Genomic DNA, 14134 nt, shown 5'->3' with positions numbered 1-14134 from the left:
GTAGCGCCCCGCCGCGAACCCTCCCGCACGGGACCCGTCGCCGCTACGCTCCGGTCCCATGAGCGACGCGAGTGAGCTGCCGTCCCGCGCCGACGTCGTGGTGGTCGGCGCCGGGCACAACGGCCTGGTCTCGGCGATCCTGCTGGCCCGTGCCGGCCTGGACGTGCTGGTGCTGGAGGCGTCAGCGGTGATCGGCGGGGCGACCCGCACCGAGAACCCGTTCCCGAAGGTGCCGGGGCTGCGTCACTCCACCGGCTCGTACCTGCTCGGGCTGATGCCGCCGGAGCTGCTGGCTACGCTCGACGTGACCATCCCGGTGCTGCGCCGCGACCCGCACTACTTCCTGCCCACGCCGGGCGGGCTCGGCTCGCCGTACCTGCTGGCCGGCAGCGACGTCGCGGCCGGCCGGCGGCAGCTCGCGGAGATGTTCTCGCCCGCCGACGTCGCCGCCGACGACGCGCTGCACGCCGAGCTGGCCCAGCTCCGGGAGGATCTCGCCCCGGCGTGGCTGGCCGAGCCGCTGCCGGTCGAGGAGACCGCCGAACGCTACGTGCGGCCCGCGCTGCGGCAGGTCTTCGTCGACCTGGTGCGCGGCTCGGTCGCCGACCACCTGGCCCGCTTCGACTTCCGCTCCGAGCTGCTGGTCAGCATGTACGCGGTCACCGACGGCCTGTCCGGGCTGAACGCCGGCCCGGACGATCCCGGGACGGGTCACAACTTCCTGGTGCACAACATGTGCCGGCTGCCGGGCGCGGACGGCACCTGGATGATCACCCGGGGCGGCATGGGCACGGTGTCCCGCACGTTCGCCGAGGCCGCCGTGCGCGCCGGGGCGCGGATCGTGGCCGACGCGCCGGTGACCGCGATCCGGCTGGCCTCCGGCGCCGCCGCCGGGGTGACGCTCGCCGACGGCCGGGAGGTGGACGCCCCGGTGGTGCTCGGCGCCTGTGACCCGTACCGGCTGATGGACCTGCTGCCCGACGGCGCGCTCCCGGCCGAGCTGGGCGCGCGGATGACGGCGGTCCGCCGCCCCGGCACCACGCTCAAGCTCAACCTGGCGCTGACCGGGCTGCCGCGCTTCTCCTGCCTGCCGGACGACGCGCCGAGCCCGTTCGGGTCGACCATCCACCTGCTGCCCGGCTCGGCGTCGCTCGTCGGCGACGGCGGCGAGTCGCCGATGGCGGCGCTGCGCGGCATGTGGGCGGACGTACGGGCCGGGCGGCTGCCGGACGAGCCGACCATCGAGTGGTACCTGCACACGACTGTCGACCCGTCGCTGTCCGACGACGCGGGGCACCACTCGTCGGCGCTGTTCGTGCAGTCGGTCCCCTACCAGCCGGCCGGCACCACCTGGGACGCGGCGCTGCCCGGCTACGTGGAGCGGCTGCTCGCGATCTGCGAGCGGTACGCCCCGGGCGCCGGTGACCTGGTCGCGGACGCGGTGCCGCTGCCACCGCCCGGCATCGAGGCGCACTTCGGCATCACCGGCGGGCACATCCACCACGTCGACAACACGGTGTCGTTCACCGACCGGATGCCGTACGCCACGGGTGTGGACGGCGTGTACGCGGGCAGCGCCGGCTGCCATCCGGCGGGCAGCGTGATCGGCGCGGCCGGGCACAACGCGGCCCGCCGCATCCTCGCCGAGATGTAAGGAAGGGCCCCTTATTAACGCCTCCGGTAGAGGAAGGGCCCCTTCTTAACAACCGCTCACGGCGTCTCGGGTGCCTCCTGGCCGGCGGGCGGGAGGTCGCCCGGCCCGCGCACCAGGTAGACGCCGACCAGCAGCAGGTACGCCAGCAGGCTCAGCACTGGGTCGACGAACACGATCGCGAACGCGACCAGGTAGAGCAGCGGACCGAGGCGGAACCGGCGGGCCACCGCCCGCGCCAGCCCCGGGTCCAGCCCCGGTTGCAGCAGCCCGCGGCGGCGCGCCCACCACCAGCTCAGGTTGAAGAACAGGGCCTCACCGAGCACCACGCCCGCGTACAGCGCGGCGGTCAGCCGCTGGTCGCCGACGGTGCCGCGCAGGTTGTCAGCGAGCAGGTCCGCGGTGAACGGGATCGCCGCCACGAACATCAGCAGCAGCAGGTTCAGCACCAGCAGCATCTGGTCGACCCGGCGGACGTAACGCCACATGTTGTGGTGGGTCAGCCAGACCTGGCCGACGATGGCGAAGGTGATCACGTACGCCAGGTAGGCGCGCCACTCGTGCAGCAACGCGGCCGGCAGCCCGTCGTCCTGCGGCGTGTCCGGGTCGAACGACAGCAGCTCGACGGCCATCAGAGTGAGCACGATGGCGATCACCGCGTCGCTGAACGCCTCCACCCGGGAGGCGTCGCGCGCCATCTCGCTGCCACGCCCGAACCGGTACGCCGGCTCCCTGTCCGCACCCGTCACGCCGCCCCCTCACGACCGATGGTCGCGTGCCGGGGGCGGCGGACGGGGCAGAAACGGTCAGATGGCTGCTTCCCCGGCCGGCGCCGGAGTCTCCGCGTCGGCGCGGTGCGCGCGGATCTTGTGCCCGACGCTGGTCAGGCAGCGCCCGCTGGCCAGGTCGAACTTCCAGCCGTGCAGCTGGCAGGTGAGCTGGTCGCCGTCGACGATGCCGAACCGGCTCAGGTCCGCCTTCAGGTGCGGGCAGCGCCGCTGCACCACCCAGCCGTCGAGCGTGATGTCCTCGGCGTCGACCGCCCGCTCGTGCTCGTCGTACCAGCCCTCGGCGTACTGGAGGCGCTCCTCGGACAGGCACTTGAAGAAGGCGTAGACAAACTCGTTGTACTGGCCGATGCGGGCCGCGGAGAATCGGCAGGAGAGGAAGAGGGAGTTGACCCAGTCCACCTCGCCGATGTGCAGCAGGTGCTCGATCAGCGACCGCTCGGTACGGAACCGGTAGCGGACCTTCTCGTCCGCGTACGGCCGGACCTCCTTGCCGGGAAAGTCCACCACGATCGATTCGACCTCAACACCGTCGTAGCCGACCAGGTCGAAGCGGACCGGCCCGCCGACGCCCTTGGCCAGGTAGATCGACTCGTCGAGCAGCGGCTCGATCCGGCGCTTCATCTCGCCCAGCACGTCGACCTCGGGGTGCCGCCAGGACGCCTTCTCGGCCTCGATGACGGGGCGCTTGCGCTCCCGCATCTCCTCCAGGTGGGCGACCTTGTCCGCGAAGAACTCCGCCACCGGCACCGGGTGCGTGGTGGTCGCGCCCTCGGTGGTGATCTCCGAGACGCTGCCCGGCAGCAGCACGATGCCGTTGGTGCCGCCGACCTTGGCGTACTCGGCCAGGAACACCGACTGGTCGGGGAAGATGTTGCCCTCGTCGCCGAAGATGTCGTTGAACTGCCACAGCTCGTCGTCGAGGAAGCACGGCGGGCCGGCGATCGGGAAGACGTGGTCGGCCTTCAGGTCGTCGATGTAGCGCCAGGTGCGGTCGAACTGCCGGTCCCGCTTCTGCTTGCCGAACGCGGTCTTCGCCGCCTGCGGCAGCTCGTAGACCATCGGGTACCAGATCGCGCCGGAGAACTGGAGCATGTGCGCGTGCACGTGGCCCAGCTCGGCGAACACACTCAGGTCGGTCGGCCGGGCGTCGTTCTGGTTGAGCAGCCGGACGCCGTCGTACTCGACCCAGAGCGACGAGTCGCCGATCGGGCCGTCGGTCGGGCTGGTCAGCGCCTGAATCATGATCTTCAGGCCGCCGGGCAGCTCCATCACCTGCTCGTTCGGGGCCTTGAGGAACTTGGTGAAGCCCAGCTCCCGGAACTCGTCCTCCATCTCCGAGGTGGGGAACTCGGGCAGCAGGACTGTGGCGTCCTTCGACACGAAGTCCCGCAGGTGCTTCGCGTCGAAGTGGTCCCGGTGCAGGTGCGACACGTACAGGTAGTCGACCTGGCCGAGGGTCGCCCAGTCGAGGAGGGAGTTGTCCGGGAAGGGGAACCACGAGGCGAAGTAGGCGGGGTTGACCCACGGGTCGCACAGGATGCTGCCCGCGGCCGTGTCGATCCGCATGCTGGCATGCCCCGTACCGGTCACTCGCACCGCAGTCCTCCTCAAAAAGGCATCAAGGTGTACGTCAAGACGCTACCGGAGGCAGTGTGCTCGCCGTCCCGCGACGCCGGTAGTGGCCATCCGCCCCCACCGGTACGGGACCAACGACCCGGGCCGGCCGGGCCCGCCCGCTGTCGCCCGCCCGGGTCATCCCCGGCGCAGGAGATCGGACCCTGCGCCGGGCCCGGTTGGGGGCGTGCCAGACTGATCGGAGATCCGATCGCGAGGGAAGGACCGACAGTGGCAGGAGACGAGCCGGTAACCGCGCCAGATCAGCACAAGCCCGGACACCGCAAGTCCGGACGGATCGGTGCGGTGCTGTCGGCGGTGGCTTTGGTTCTGATGGGGCTCTGCGGTATCGAGGAGGGCCGGGTGGAGCACATCTGGCTGTTCGGGATCGCCGGACTGCTGATCGCCATCGTCATCGGCGACGCCGTGCTGCGCCGCAACGGCCTGCGGTCCTGACGCGCGGCGCCCACGGTAGTGCGCGAAGGGCCCGCCCCCTCACCGGGGACGGGCCCTTCGTCGTCTCGTGAGCGGCGTCAGCGGCCGAGCAGGATGTCCTGCACGTCCTTGAGCGCGGCGTCGACCTCGGCCTCGAAGTAGCCACCGGGCACCAGCCCGAAGCGGAGCGTGTCGAGTTCCTTCGGGTTCACCGGCATCGGGTTGCGCCCCTGCATGCCGCCGAGCAGCGTCTCGAAGAACCGGTCGACCTGGTCCGGGTCGTAGCCGCTACCGAACCGGCGGACCTGGAAACTGCGCCGGATCTGGTCGACCCGGTGCAGGTCGCTGCCGGGCGGGCCGGCCATCGGCGGCCCCACCATCGGCGGACCGGCGGCCGGCGGCCCCACCATCGGCGGACCGGCGGCCGGCGGACCCACGAGCGGCGGGCCGGTCATCGAGGGGCCCGGGCCGTAGCCCTGGTCCGGCGGACCGTAACCCGCGTCGGGCGGGCCGTAGCCGGGCTCCGGCGCGCCGTAGCCCTGCTGCGGCAGCGCCGGCGGGCCGCCGGGGCCCCGACCACGCAGCTCACGCTCGGGCATGCGGATCTCGGCGGTCATGTCGGCACGGGCGCGCCGGCCGGCCTCGAACCCGTCGAAGCGCTCCTCCTGGCCGTACCCGCCGGGGCCGTTGTCCGGGGGACCGTAGCCGCCCGGGCCGTTGTCCGGGGGACCGTACCCGCCGGGGCCGTTGTCCGGCGGACCGTACCCGCCCGGGCCGGGCGGCAGGCCGCGCGGCGGCGGGCCGCCGTGCCCCATCGGCGCGCCCGGGCCCATCGGGCCGGGGCCCCCCGGGCCGCGAGGGCCGTCGTAGCCACCGCGCGGGCCGTCGTAGCCACCGGCGAACGCGCCGGTCGGCTCGTCGTAGCGGTTGCCGTACCGGTCGGCGGGCGGGCCGGGCTGAGCGGGCATCTGCCGGGGCGGCATCGGCGGCTGCGGCACCGGCGACATGCCCCGGTCGTCGCGCATCGGCGGGCCGAGCCGGTCGGTCATCCGGGGGTCGCCACCGCGCCCGGCCGGTGCGCCGCCACGCTCCTCCAGCTCGGCGAGCTGGCGCTCGACCCGATCGAGGTGCAGGTCGACCTGCCACTCGTCGTAGCCGTTGAACCGGACCCGGAAGACGACGTCGTGGACCTCCTGGGAGGCCACGGGCGCGCCGATCGGCTGGCCGTCGAGTGTCGCCTCGACCCGGTCCAGGAAGGCATCGACCTCGTCGACCTTGTAGCCCCGGCGGAGCGCCTTACGCCGGAAACGCTGACCCTGACTCGCCACTATGTCTCCTGGTCTCGTACCGCTACGCCGTTGCCGCGCGTGAGTCGCCGTCCGTGTCCCCGGCGGCGGCGAGTTGCCCACAGGCCCCGTCGATCTCGCATCCCCGGGTGTCGCGCACCGTGGTCGACACCCCGGCGTCGCGCAACCGCCGGACGAACTCCCGCTCGACCGGCTTCGGGCTGGCGTCCCAGCGGCTGCCCGGAGTCGGGTTGAGCGGGATCAGGTTCACGTGGGCCAGCTTGCCGGCCAATAGCCGCCCGAGCAGATCGGCTCTCCACGGCTGATCGTTCACGTCCTTGATCATCGCGTATTCGATGGACACGCGACGTCCCGTCGTGGCCGCGTAGTCCCACGCCGCATCCAGCACCTCGGACACCTTCCAGCGCTGGTTGACCGGGACGAGTTCGTCGCGCAGCTCATCATCGGGGGCATGCAGCGACAACGCAAGGGTCACCGAGAGGTCTTCGCTGGCCAGTCGGCGGATCGCCGGCACCAGACCGACGGTCGAGACGGTGATGTGCCGCTGCGACAGGCCCAGCCCCTCGGGGGCCGGGGCCACCAGCCGGCGGACCGCCGCCACCACCCGCGAGTAGTTCGCGAGCGGCTCGCCCATGCCCATGAACACCACGTGCGACAGCCGCGGCGGCGAACCGGCCACCGCGCCGGACGCGGCCACCCCGGCCAGGTAGACCGCCTGGTCGACGATCTCGGCGGTGGACAGGTTGCGGGTCAGCCCGGCCTGGCCGGTGGCGCAGAACGGGCAGGCCATGCCGCAGCCGGCCTGGCTGGAGATGCAGACGGTCACCCGGTCCGGGTAGCCCATCAGCACGCTCTCCACCAGCGAGCCGTCGTGCAGCCGCCAGAGCGCCTTGCGGGTCGCGCCGTCGTCGCAGGCCAGCTCGCGGACCGGGGTCAGCAGCGTGGGCAGCAGCTCGCCCGCCAGCCGCTCCCGGGTCGCCGCCGGCAGGTCGGTCATCCGCTCCGGGTCGCGCACCAGGCGGCCGAAGTAGTGGTTGGAGACCTGCTTGGCGCGGAACGCTGGCTCACCCAGCTCGGCGACGAGCGCCTGCCGGCCCGGCAGGTCCAGGTCGGCGAGGTGGCGGGGAGGCATCGCGGGCCGGCGGCCGCGGGCGTCGGGGTCTACGGAGATCAGCGGGAGACTCGTCATGGCGCGTCCAGTCTGACACGCTGCCGCCCGGAGGCACCTGTCCGTACGTGTCGAATCGCCCCCGGCCACCCGGCCCGCAGCGGGTCGCCGCCGTGACGCATGCCTCAGCTCACCACCGGGACGAAGACAGCGAGCAGCAGGTAGGCCACCGGCACGGCGAACAGGATCGAGTCGAGCCGGTCCATCAGGCCGCCGTGCCCGGGCAACAGGTTGCTCATGTCCTTGACGCCGAGATCCCGCTTGATCATCGACTCGGCGAGGTCACCGAGCACCGCCGAGACCGAGATCGCCATCCCGAACAACGCGCCCCACCAGGGCGCCACGTCGAACAACGCCCACAGCAGCGCCGCGCTGCCCGCCGCCGCGGCCGTCACCGAGCCGGCGAAGCCCTCCCAGGACTTCTTCGGGCTGATCGTGGGTGCCATCGGGTGCTTGCCGAACGACACGCCCGCGGCATACCCGCCGGTGTCGGAGAGCACCACCGCAGCCAGCGTCACCAGTACCCGCAGGGCCCCGTCGCCGGGCGCCGCCGCGAGCATGGCCGCGAACCCGGCGAGGAACGGCACGTACACCGCGATCAGGGTGGCCGCAGTCAGGTCGCGCTGGTAGTTGCCGGGCCCGTCGCCCAGCCGCCAGATCATCGTGCCCAGCACCGTGACCAGCAGCCCGAGGCAGAGCGCGTCGGGGCCCGCGTACCAGGCGAGGCCCACTGTGATCACACCACCGGCGACGAGCGGCGCCAGCGGCGGGTGGGCGCCGCTGCGGCGTACCGCGCGGGCCATCTCCCAGATGCCGATCCCCACAGCGGCCGCCAGCACGGCCAGGAACGCCGGCATGAAGAAGAACAGCGGCACCACGACCGCCGCGCCGAGGGCCACCCCGACGCCGATCGCGGCCGGCAGGTTGCGCCCCGCCCGGGACGTCTTCGGCGCGGTGGTCGGCGGGCGTTCCGCGCTCGCCCGTCGGCGTCCCGGCCCACGGCGGCCGGCCGGCGGCTCCGAGGCGGGCTCGTCGCGTACCGCCGGGATCTGGCCGGTGGGCTCGTCGCGCACCGGCGCGATCTGCGCGGTCGGGTACTCGTCGTCGCGGGCGGGCTCGCCCCACGGGCCGTCGTGCTCCGGCCCGTCGGGCCGGCCGCGGTCGCCGGCCGGCGGTCCGTCGTACCGGCCCGGGCCGTCGTGGTGCCGCGAGGTCGTCGGGTACGGCCCGGAGTACGTGTCCGGAGCGGCATATGTGTCCGGACCGGCGTACGCGTCCGGGCCTGCGCCGGGACGCGCGTAGGTGTCCGGCTCGGCGGGGTGGGTGTGCGCGGCCGGACCGGGACGCCACGGGCCGGGCTCCAGATCGGTGTCCGGCCAGGGCAGGGCCGGGGCGGCCGGGCGGTCCCAGCCACGCGACTCGGTGTTGCCGTAGGGGTCGGGGTGGGACATCACGCACCGGCAGCCGGTACGAGAGCCACCACATGACGCAAGACCAAGACCATCCCCTACCGGCGTGAGACTTCCTGTTAACCGACCGACGGCCGGGCGACTCCCGCCGTTCACCCCGTGGTGGTCGGGAATCGTGCCGAGCCTACTGCACCCGCCGGAGCGCCGAGGGTGTGCGCCGCCGGGCACGACGACGGCACCGGGCCGCCGCCCGGACGGACGACGGCGGCGCGGTGCCGTGCGAGGTACGCGGGTGCTCAGACCTCGAGCAGCTCGCTCTCCTTGTGCTTGACCAGCTCGTCGACGCCGGCGACGAAGCGCTGGGTCAGGTCGTCCAGCTCCTTCTCCGCGCGCCGGCCCTCGTCCTCGCCGACCTCGCCGTCCTTGACCAGGCGGTCCAGCTCCTCCTTGGCCTTGCGGCGGATGTTGCGGACGGCGACCTTGGCCTCCTCGCCCTTCTGCCGGGCGACCTTGATCATGTCGCGGCGCCGCTCCTCGGTCATCTGCGGCAGGACGATGCGGAGCTGGTTGCCCTCGTTGTTCGGGTTGGCCCCGAGGTCCGAGTCGCGGATCGCCTTCTCCATGGCGCCCAGCTGCGAGTTGTCGTACGGCTTGATGATCGCCATGCGCGGCTCGGGCACCGCGATGGACGCCATCTGCGGCAGCGGGGTCGGGCTGCCGTAGTAGTCAATGACGATCCGGGAGAACATGGCGGCGTTGGCACGTCCGGTACGGATGCCGCCGAACTCCTCCTTGGCGTGCTCGATGGCACGCTCCATCTTCTCCTCCGCCTCGAGGAGGGTGTCGTCGATCACCGGTCTCCTCGCCTCCTTCTGTCGCTCGTCGTGTGTGGTGCGGGTGCTGCCGTGGCAGAGGGACCGCTGCCGGTCCGGCGGGCCGGTCAGGCGGTGATCAGGGTGCCGATCTTCTCGCCGCCGACGGCCCGGACGATGGTGTCGTCGCCCTGGGCGCCGAAGACCAGCATCGGCAGGCCGTTCTCCATGCAGAGGCTGAACGCGGCGGCGTCGGCCACCCGCAGGTTACGGCGCAGCACCTCGGAGAAGGTGATCGAGTCGAGCTTGCTCGCGGTCGGGTCGATCCGGGGGTCGGCGGTGTAGACCGCGTCCACGCCGTTCTTGCTCATCAGCACCACGTCCGCGCGGATCTCCAGCGCCCGCTGGGCGGCCACCGTGTCGGTGGAGAAGTACGGCATGCCGGCGCCCGCGCCGAAGATGACCACACGGCCCTTCTCCAGATGGCGGATCGCGCGCAGCGGGATGTACGGCTCGGCGACCTGGGCCATCGTGATCGCGCTCTGCACCCGGGTCTCGATGCCCTCCTTCTCCAGGAAGTCCTGGAGGGCCAGGCAGTTCATGACCGTGCCGAGCATGCCCATGTAGTCGGCGCGCGCCCGGTCCATGCCGCGCTTCTGCAGCTCGGCACCGCGGAAGAAGTTGCCGCCGCCGACCACCACCGACACCTGCACGCCGCGGCGTACCACTGTGGCGATCTGGCGGGCGATGCCCTGCACGACGTCGGGGTCGACGCCGATCGCGCCGCCGCCGAAGACCTCACCGGAGAGCTTCAGCACCACCCGGCGGGACCGACCGGGCGGAGGGGCGGTCGGATCCTCCGCCGCCAGGCTCCGGTCACTCACAACCTGCGTCATCCGCCCCGCCCCTTCTCCCCGCGCATCGCGCGAGCGTCGCGTACGTGCCCCTGCCGACCCTATGTGACGAGGAGGCCGCGGTGCCTGTCGCGTACACCGGCGGCCTCCTCGTCGACGTTCTCCCCTGTGCCCGGGCCGGACGGCCCGGTGCGGCGGCTCAGGCCTGGCCGACCTCGAACCGCAGGAAGCGGGTCACCTCGATGCCGGCGTCGGCCAGCACCTGCTTGACAGTCTTCTTGTTGTCGGCGACCGACGCCTGCTCCAGCAGGACGAAGTCCTTGAAGAAGGCGTTGACCCGGCCGTCGACGATCTTCGGCAGCGCCGCCTCGGGCTTGTTCTCCTCACGGGCGGTCTGCTCGGCGATGCGCCGCTCGGACTCGACGGTCTCGGCCGGCACCTCCTCGCGGGTGAGGTACTTCGGCCGCATCGCGGCGATCTGCATGGCCACGGCGCGCGCATCCGAGGCAGCGGCCTCGTCGTCCGCAGCCGATTGGCCGGCGCTCGCGCCGGCGGTGCCGGTGAACTCGACCAGCACACCGACCGCCGGGGGCAGGTCCTGGCTCTTGCGGTGCATGTAGACAGCGGTGGTGCCGTCCAGCTTGGCGAAGCGGTTGAGCACCAGCTTCTCGCCGATCTTGGCGGACTGCTCCTGGATCAGGTCGGCCACGCTCTTGCCGTCGATGCTGCTGGCGAGCAGTTCCTCGGCGTTGGTGGCGCCGCTGGCCACACCGTGCTCGACCAGCTGCTGGGCCAGCGCGATGAAGGCGTCGTTCTTGGCGACGAAGTCGGTCTCGCAGTTGAGCTCGAGCAGCGCCTGGCCGGAGTGGGCGATCAGGCCGTTGGCGGCGGTGCGCCCGGCCCGCTTGCCGACGTCCTTGGCGCCCTTGACGCGCAGGATCTCGACGGCCTTGTCGAAGTCGCCCTCGGCCTCGGTCAGCGCCTTCTTGGAGTCCATCATGCCGGCGCCGGTGAGGTCGCGGAGCTTCTTGACGTCCGCGGCGGTGAAGTTGGACATGACTCTCTCTTCGGTGTCAGTGAGGTGGTCTGGGGTGCTGGTTACCCGGTTCCGGGCCGGTTCTGCCCGGCGTACCCGTCACGTCCCCACCGCCGGGGATCGCCGACGGTGGGGACGCGACGGCGAGATCACTCCGCGGAGGCGGTCGCCGGCTGCTCGGCGGCCGGCGCGGCCGGCTCGGCGGCGGCGGGCTGCTCGTCGGCCTTCTTCGGCTCCTCGAGCAGCTCGCGCTCCCACTCGGCCAGCGGCTCGTCCGCGCCGACCTGACCGGCCTCGGGCTTCTCGTCCGCGCCCCGGTTACGGCCGGAACGGGCGATCAGACCGTCGGCGACGGCGGCGGCGACGACCTTGGTCAGCAGCTCGGCCGAGCGGATGGCGTCGTCGTTGCCCGGGATCGGGAAGTCGACCTCGTCCGGGTCGCAGTTGGTGTCGAGCACCGCGATCACCGGGATGCCCAGCTTGCGGGCCTCGTCGACGGCGATGTGCTCCTTCTTGGTGTCGACGATCCAGACCGCGGCCGGGAGCTTCTGCATGTCCCGCAGACCACCGAGGGTCTTGGTGAGCTTGATCTTCTCGCGGGAGAGCTGGAGCGTCTCCTTCTTGGTGTAACCGGCGGCGGTGCCGCTCAGGTCACCCAGGGCCTCCAGCTCCTTCATCCGCTGCAGCCGCTTGTACACGGTCTGGAAGTTGGTCAGCATGCCACCGAGCCAGCGGTGGTTGACGTACGGCTGGCCGACCCGGGTCGCCTGCTCGGCGATGGCCTCCTGGGCCTGCTTCTTGGTGCCGACGAACAGGATGCTGCCGCCACCGGCGACGGTGGTGCGGACGAACTCGTACGCCTTCTCGATGTAGTCGAGCGTCTGGCGCAGGTCGATGATGTAGATACCGTTGCGCTCGGTGAAGATGAAGCGCTTCATCTTCGGGTTCCAGCGCCGGGTCTGGTGCCCGAAGTGCACACCGCTTTCCAGCAGCTGACGCATGGTCACGACGGCCATGGTGGGTTACTCCTACGTTGTCCCTGGTTGTCCGTCCGGCCGGCGGCCGGACGCCTGGCACCCGGTCGCCGGCCAGGGTGGGCCCGGTACGTCAGACCGGGACCAGGGAGGCCGTCGCCCCACGGAGGAGACCGTGGAGAGGGCACGCGAGGTCGACCGCACGAGGCGGTCGCCAGTCGACCAGTGTACGCGCTCTCTCCGCCGCACGGCCCTGGGGTGCGGAAGGCCGGCCTGATCGACGCCAGCGCGACCTTGATCGACACCGGTACGGCCTTGATCGACACCGGTACGGGCTTGATCGACACCGGTACGGCGAAGTGGCGGTGTCAACCTGTCGGTGACCCCGCCACTTCGGCGTAGTGGTTCAGCGGTCGTTCACCCGCTCAACCCGCCGCGAGGGCGGCGGCGAGGAACAGCACCAGCCCGACGGTGAGATAGGCGGTCGGCGGGCGCAGCCAGCCCCGGCTGCCGTCGGCGAGCGCCAGCCCGCCGGTGCGCAGCCCGTACAGGCCGGTGCCGAAGATCGGCAGGCCGACCACCAGGAAGATGCCCACCACCACGTGCGACGTCGACACCGGGTCGCCGAACAGGCCGTGCAGCAACACCCGCACCGCCGGCACCTCCAGCACCAGCACCATCACCGCCAGCAGCACTGCGAGCGCCGGACGCCGGGTCCGGTACACGCCGTCACCGGGCGGCGGCCCGTCCGGCCGGGGCATGAGTGCCGGCATCGGGCCGGTCGGCATCTCCAGCGGATTCGGGGTCGCCGCCGGCTGGGCCGGGCCGCCCGGACGCTCACCGATCCGCAGCGGAGTCGCCTCGCCGGGATTGAGCCGCGCCGCGGCCGACGGGTCGGCCCCGCCGTCGGCACCGGGCGCCGGCTCGACGATCGGGTAGCCGCCGATCGGGCTGAGCCGGGGCTTGTCGACGCCGCCGACAGCGCTGCGGGCGTCGACGCCGGCGCCACCGGCCGGGTCACTGCCGTGGGCGATGAGGCCGTACGGGTCGGTACCCGCCGGAGCCGCGCCGGTCAGCGGGGCGGTCGCCGACGTACTCAGAGAACTCGACAGCGGGTTCCCGTGCGGGGCGGTGCCGAGCGCGTCGACACCGCTGCGCGACACCGCGCCGAGCGGATCGGCCGCCGACTCGCGCGCCGCGCGACGGCCGGCGCGCGACCCGGGCAGCTCACCGGAGATCTCCGGATCGTCCGGCCGCTGCGACCGCCAGCCGCTCGTGTCGTCCACCAGAGGATCGGCGGCGGAGTACCGGCCCGGCTCGGCGTACCGGTTCTCGCCGGCGCGCTGCTCGGGCGTGCGGTAGTCGTCGTCGCGGTAGCGGGGCTCACCCGCGGCGCGCCAGTCCGACTCATATCCGCGGTCGCCCCACCGCGACCCCTGCTCATCCTCGGGATAGCTCCGTCGTCCGTCCACGACGGGCACGGTATGCGACCGGCTCCAGCCGCGCCATGCGGGCCCGTCAGGACGTAGGCCCAGCTCGGACGGACTACTCAGATCATCAATCCATCACGGCCAGTGGCGCGGGAGCGGACTGGTTGACTCATCACGGGCTCTCCCTCCGAACGCGCAGCTTCGCCAGGCCGATCGGCAGGAAGCGCGCCCCGGCCGGTACGGTCCGACCGGAGCGCCCCTCTTTCCGCACAATCTGTCCTCACCTGGCGACGACACCAGCTTCAGATGTGACTAGCCTTCGTCACCCAACACCTCTCAGTGCAAGTGGATGCGTCACTTCGGCTTCGGCCACGGGGGCTGACCTTCGAGGGATACAACGCAGAAAGACGAAGACTGACCATAGATCAGTCGAAGAGCCTGTAGCCCTCTTCTGCAATCCTGTCTGCAGCCTCCTGTCCAATCGCCCGTTCAAGAGCGCCGAAAATCGCACTCCGCGCCAAGCAAGACGTCGCCGAACATCTCTTTCCGTCACGTAACTCACCAACAAATCTGCATTCGCCACCCCGAAGGCGACTCGCGAAAGAATCTGGTCGAACACGACGACGAATTCATTTAGGTCCTCAGCCACCTTG

12 protein-coding genes are annotated in these 14134 nt (G+C 71.8%); 2 read left to right on the top strand and 10 right to left on the bottom strand.

All coding sequences use genetic code 11. From position 1 onward, the window contains the following. The first annotated feature begins 58 nt into the window (after positions 1-58). Entirely contained in the window at positions 59-1654 is a 1596-nt protein-coding gene (locus O7622_RS11435) for an NAD(P)/FAD-dependent oxidoreductase (RefSeq protein WP_282313325.1), read from the top strand. Positions 1655-1710: 56 nt separating this feature from the next. Here O7622_RS11435 and O7622_RS11430 read toward each other — a convergent pair whose 3' ends face one another. Both O7622_RS11430 and O7622_RS11425 read right to left on the bottom strand, forming a co-directional pair. Further along, complete coding sequence (locus O7622_RS11430) at positions 1711-2349, bottom strand: TMEM175 family protein (protein ID WP_282314108.1); 639 nt, start codon at positions 2347-2349, stop codon at positions 1711-1713. 108 nt (positions 2350-2457) lie between these two features. Next, a complete protein-coding gene (locus O7622_RS11425) occupies positions 2458-4038 on the bottom strand; it encodes a Rieske 2Fe-2S domain-containing protein (protein WP_282313324.1) in 1581 nt (526 codons plus the stop codon). A gap of 249 nt (positions 4039-4287) precedes the next feature. On the opposite strand from O7622_RS11425, the gene O7622_RS11420 reads away from it, so the two are divergent. Beyond that, positions 4288-4512, top strand: coding sequence for a hypothetical protein (locus O7622_RS11420; protein ID WP_282313323.1), 225 nt, complete (start codon positions 4288-4290; stop codon positions 4510-4512). Between the two features lie 77 nt (positions 4513-4589). Here O7622_RS11420 and O7622_RS11415 read toward each other — a convergent pair whose 3' ends face one another. The 8 genes from O7622_RS11415 to O7622_RS11380 form a co-directional block, all read right to left on the bottom strand. Continuing rightward, the gene (locus O7622_RS11415; RefSeq protein ID WP_282313322.1) at positions 4590-5819 is read right to left on the bottom strand and encodes a DivIVA domain-containing protein; all 1230 of its coding nucleotides are present in this window, start codon (positions 5817-5819) and stop codon (positions 4590-4592) included. 22 nt (positions 5820-5841) lie between these two features. Then, on the bottom strand, positions 5842-6987 hold the full coding sequence (gene rlmN, locus O7622_RS11410) for a 23S rRNA (adenine(2503)-C(2))-methyltransferase RlmN (protein ID WP_282313321.1): 1146 nt from the start codon (positions 6985-6987) through the stop codon (positions 5842-5844). 104 nt (positions 6988-7091) lie between these two features. Beyond that, positions 7092-8417 carry a phosphatidate cytidylyltransferase gene (locus O7622_RS11405; protein WP_282313320.1) on the bottom strand — a complete coding sequence of 442 codons (1326 nt, stop codon included), beginning with the start codon at positions 8415-8417 and terminating at the stop codon, positions 7092-7094. 254 nt (positions 8418-8671) lie between these two features. Further along, positions 8672-9229 carry a ribosome recycling factor gene (gene frr, locus O7622_RS11400; RefSeq protein ID WP_282313319.1) on the bottom strand — a complete coding sequence of 186 codons (558 nt, stop codon included), beginning with the start codon at positions 9227-9229 and terminating at the stop codon, positions 8672-8674. Positions 9230-9315: 86 nt separating this feature from the next. After that, positions 9316-10083, bottom strand: a complete 768-nt coding sequence (gene pyrH / locus O7622_RS11395) for a UMP kinase (RefSeq protein WP_013284607.1) — start codon at positions 10081-10083, stop codon at positions 9316-9318. A gap of 157 nt (positions 10084-10240) precedes the next feature. After that, entirely contained in the window at positions 10241-11098 is an 858-nt protein-coding gene (gene tsf / locus O7622_RS11390; protein ID WP_282313318.1) for a translation elongation factor Ts, read from the bottom strand. Between the two features lie 128 nt (positions 11099-11226). Next, positions 11227-12093: a 30S ribosomal protein S2 gene (rpsB, locus tag O7622_RS11385; RefSeq protein WP_013474393.1), complete on the bottom strand. Its 867-nt coding sequence runs from the start codon at positions 12091-12093 to the stop codon at positions 11227-11229. Positions 12094-12476: 383 nt separating this feature from the next. Next, positions 12477-13523, bottom strand: a complete 1047-nt coding sequence (locus O7622_RS11380; RefSeq protein ID WP_282313317.1) for a hypothetical protein — start codon at positions 13521-13523, stop codon at positions 12477-12479. Positions 13524-14134 lie beyond the last annotated feature (611 nt).

It is taken from the genome of Micromonospora sp. WMMD1076, from assembly GCF_029581475.1.
GTDB classification, from domain to species: Bacteria; Actinomycetota; Actinomycetes; order Mycobacteriales; family Micromonosporaceae; genus Micromonospora; species Micromonospora aurantiaca.
The sequence above is the reverse complement of the archived record's forward strand: the minus strand, read 5'-3'. Positions and strand labels throughout refer to the sequence as shown.

What these genes read in the sequence shown, in the direction of transcription:
- O7622_RS11435 (WP_282313325.1), top strand. Translation starts at nt 59, where the DNA reads ATGAGCGACGCGAGTGAGCTGCCGTCCCGCGCCGACGTCGTGGTGGTC.
- O7622_RS11430 (WP_282314108.1), bottom strand. Translation starts at nt 2,349, where the DNA reads ATGGCGCGCGACGCCTCCCGGGTGGAGGCGTTCAGCGACGCGGTGATC.
- rlmN (WP_282313321.1), bottom strand. Translation starts at nt 6,987, where the DNA reads ATGACGAGTCTCCCGCTGATCTCCGTAGACCCCGACGCCCGCGGCCGC.
- O7622_RS11405 (WP_282313320.1), bottom strand. Translation starts at nt 8,417, where the DNA reads ATGTCCCACCCCGACCCCTACGGCAACACCGAGTCGCGTGGCTGGGAC.
- pyrH (WP_013284607.1), bottom strand. Translation starts at nt 10,083, where the DNA reads ATGACGCAGGTTGTGAGTGACCGGAGCCTGGCGGCGGAGGATCCGACC.
- tsf (WP_282313318.1), bottom strand. Translation starts at nt 11,098, where the DNA reads ATGTCCAACTTCACCGCCGCGGACGTCAAGAAGCTCCGCGACCTCACC.
- rpsB (WP_013474393.1), bottom strand. Translation starts at nt 12,093, where the DNA reads ATGGCCGTCGTGACCATGCGTCAGCTGCTGGAAAGCGGTGTGCACTTC.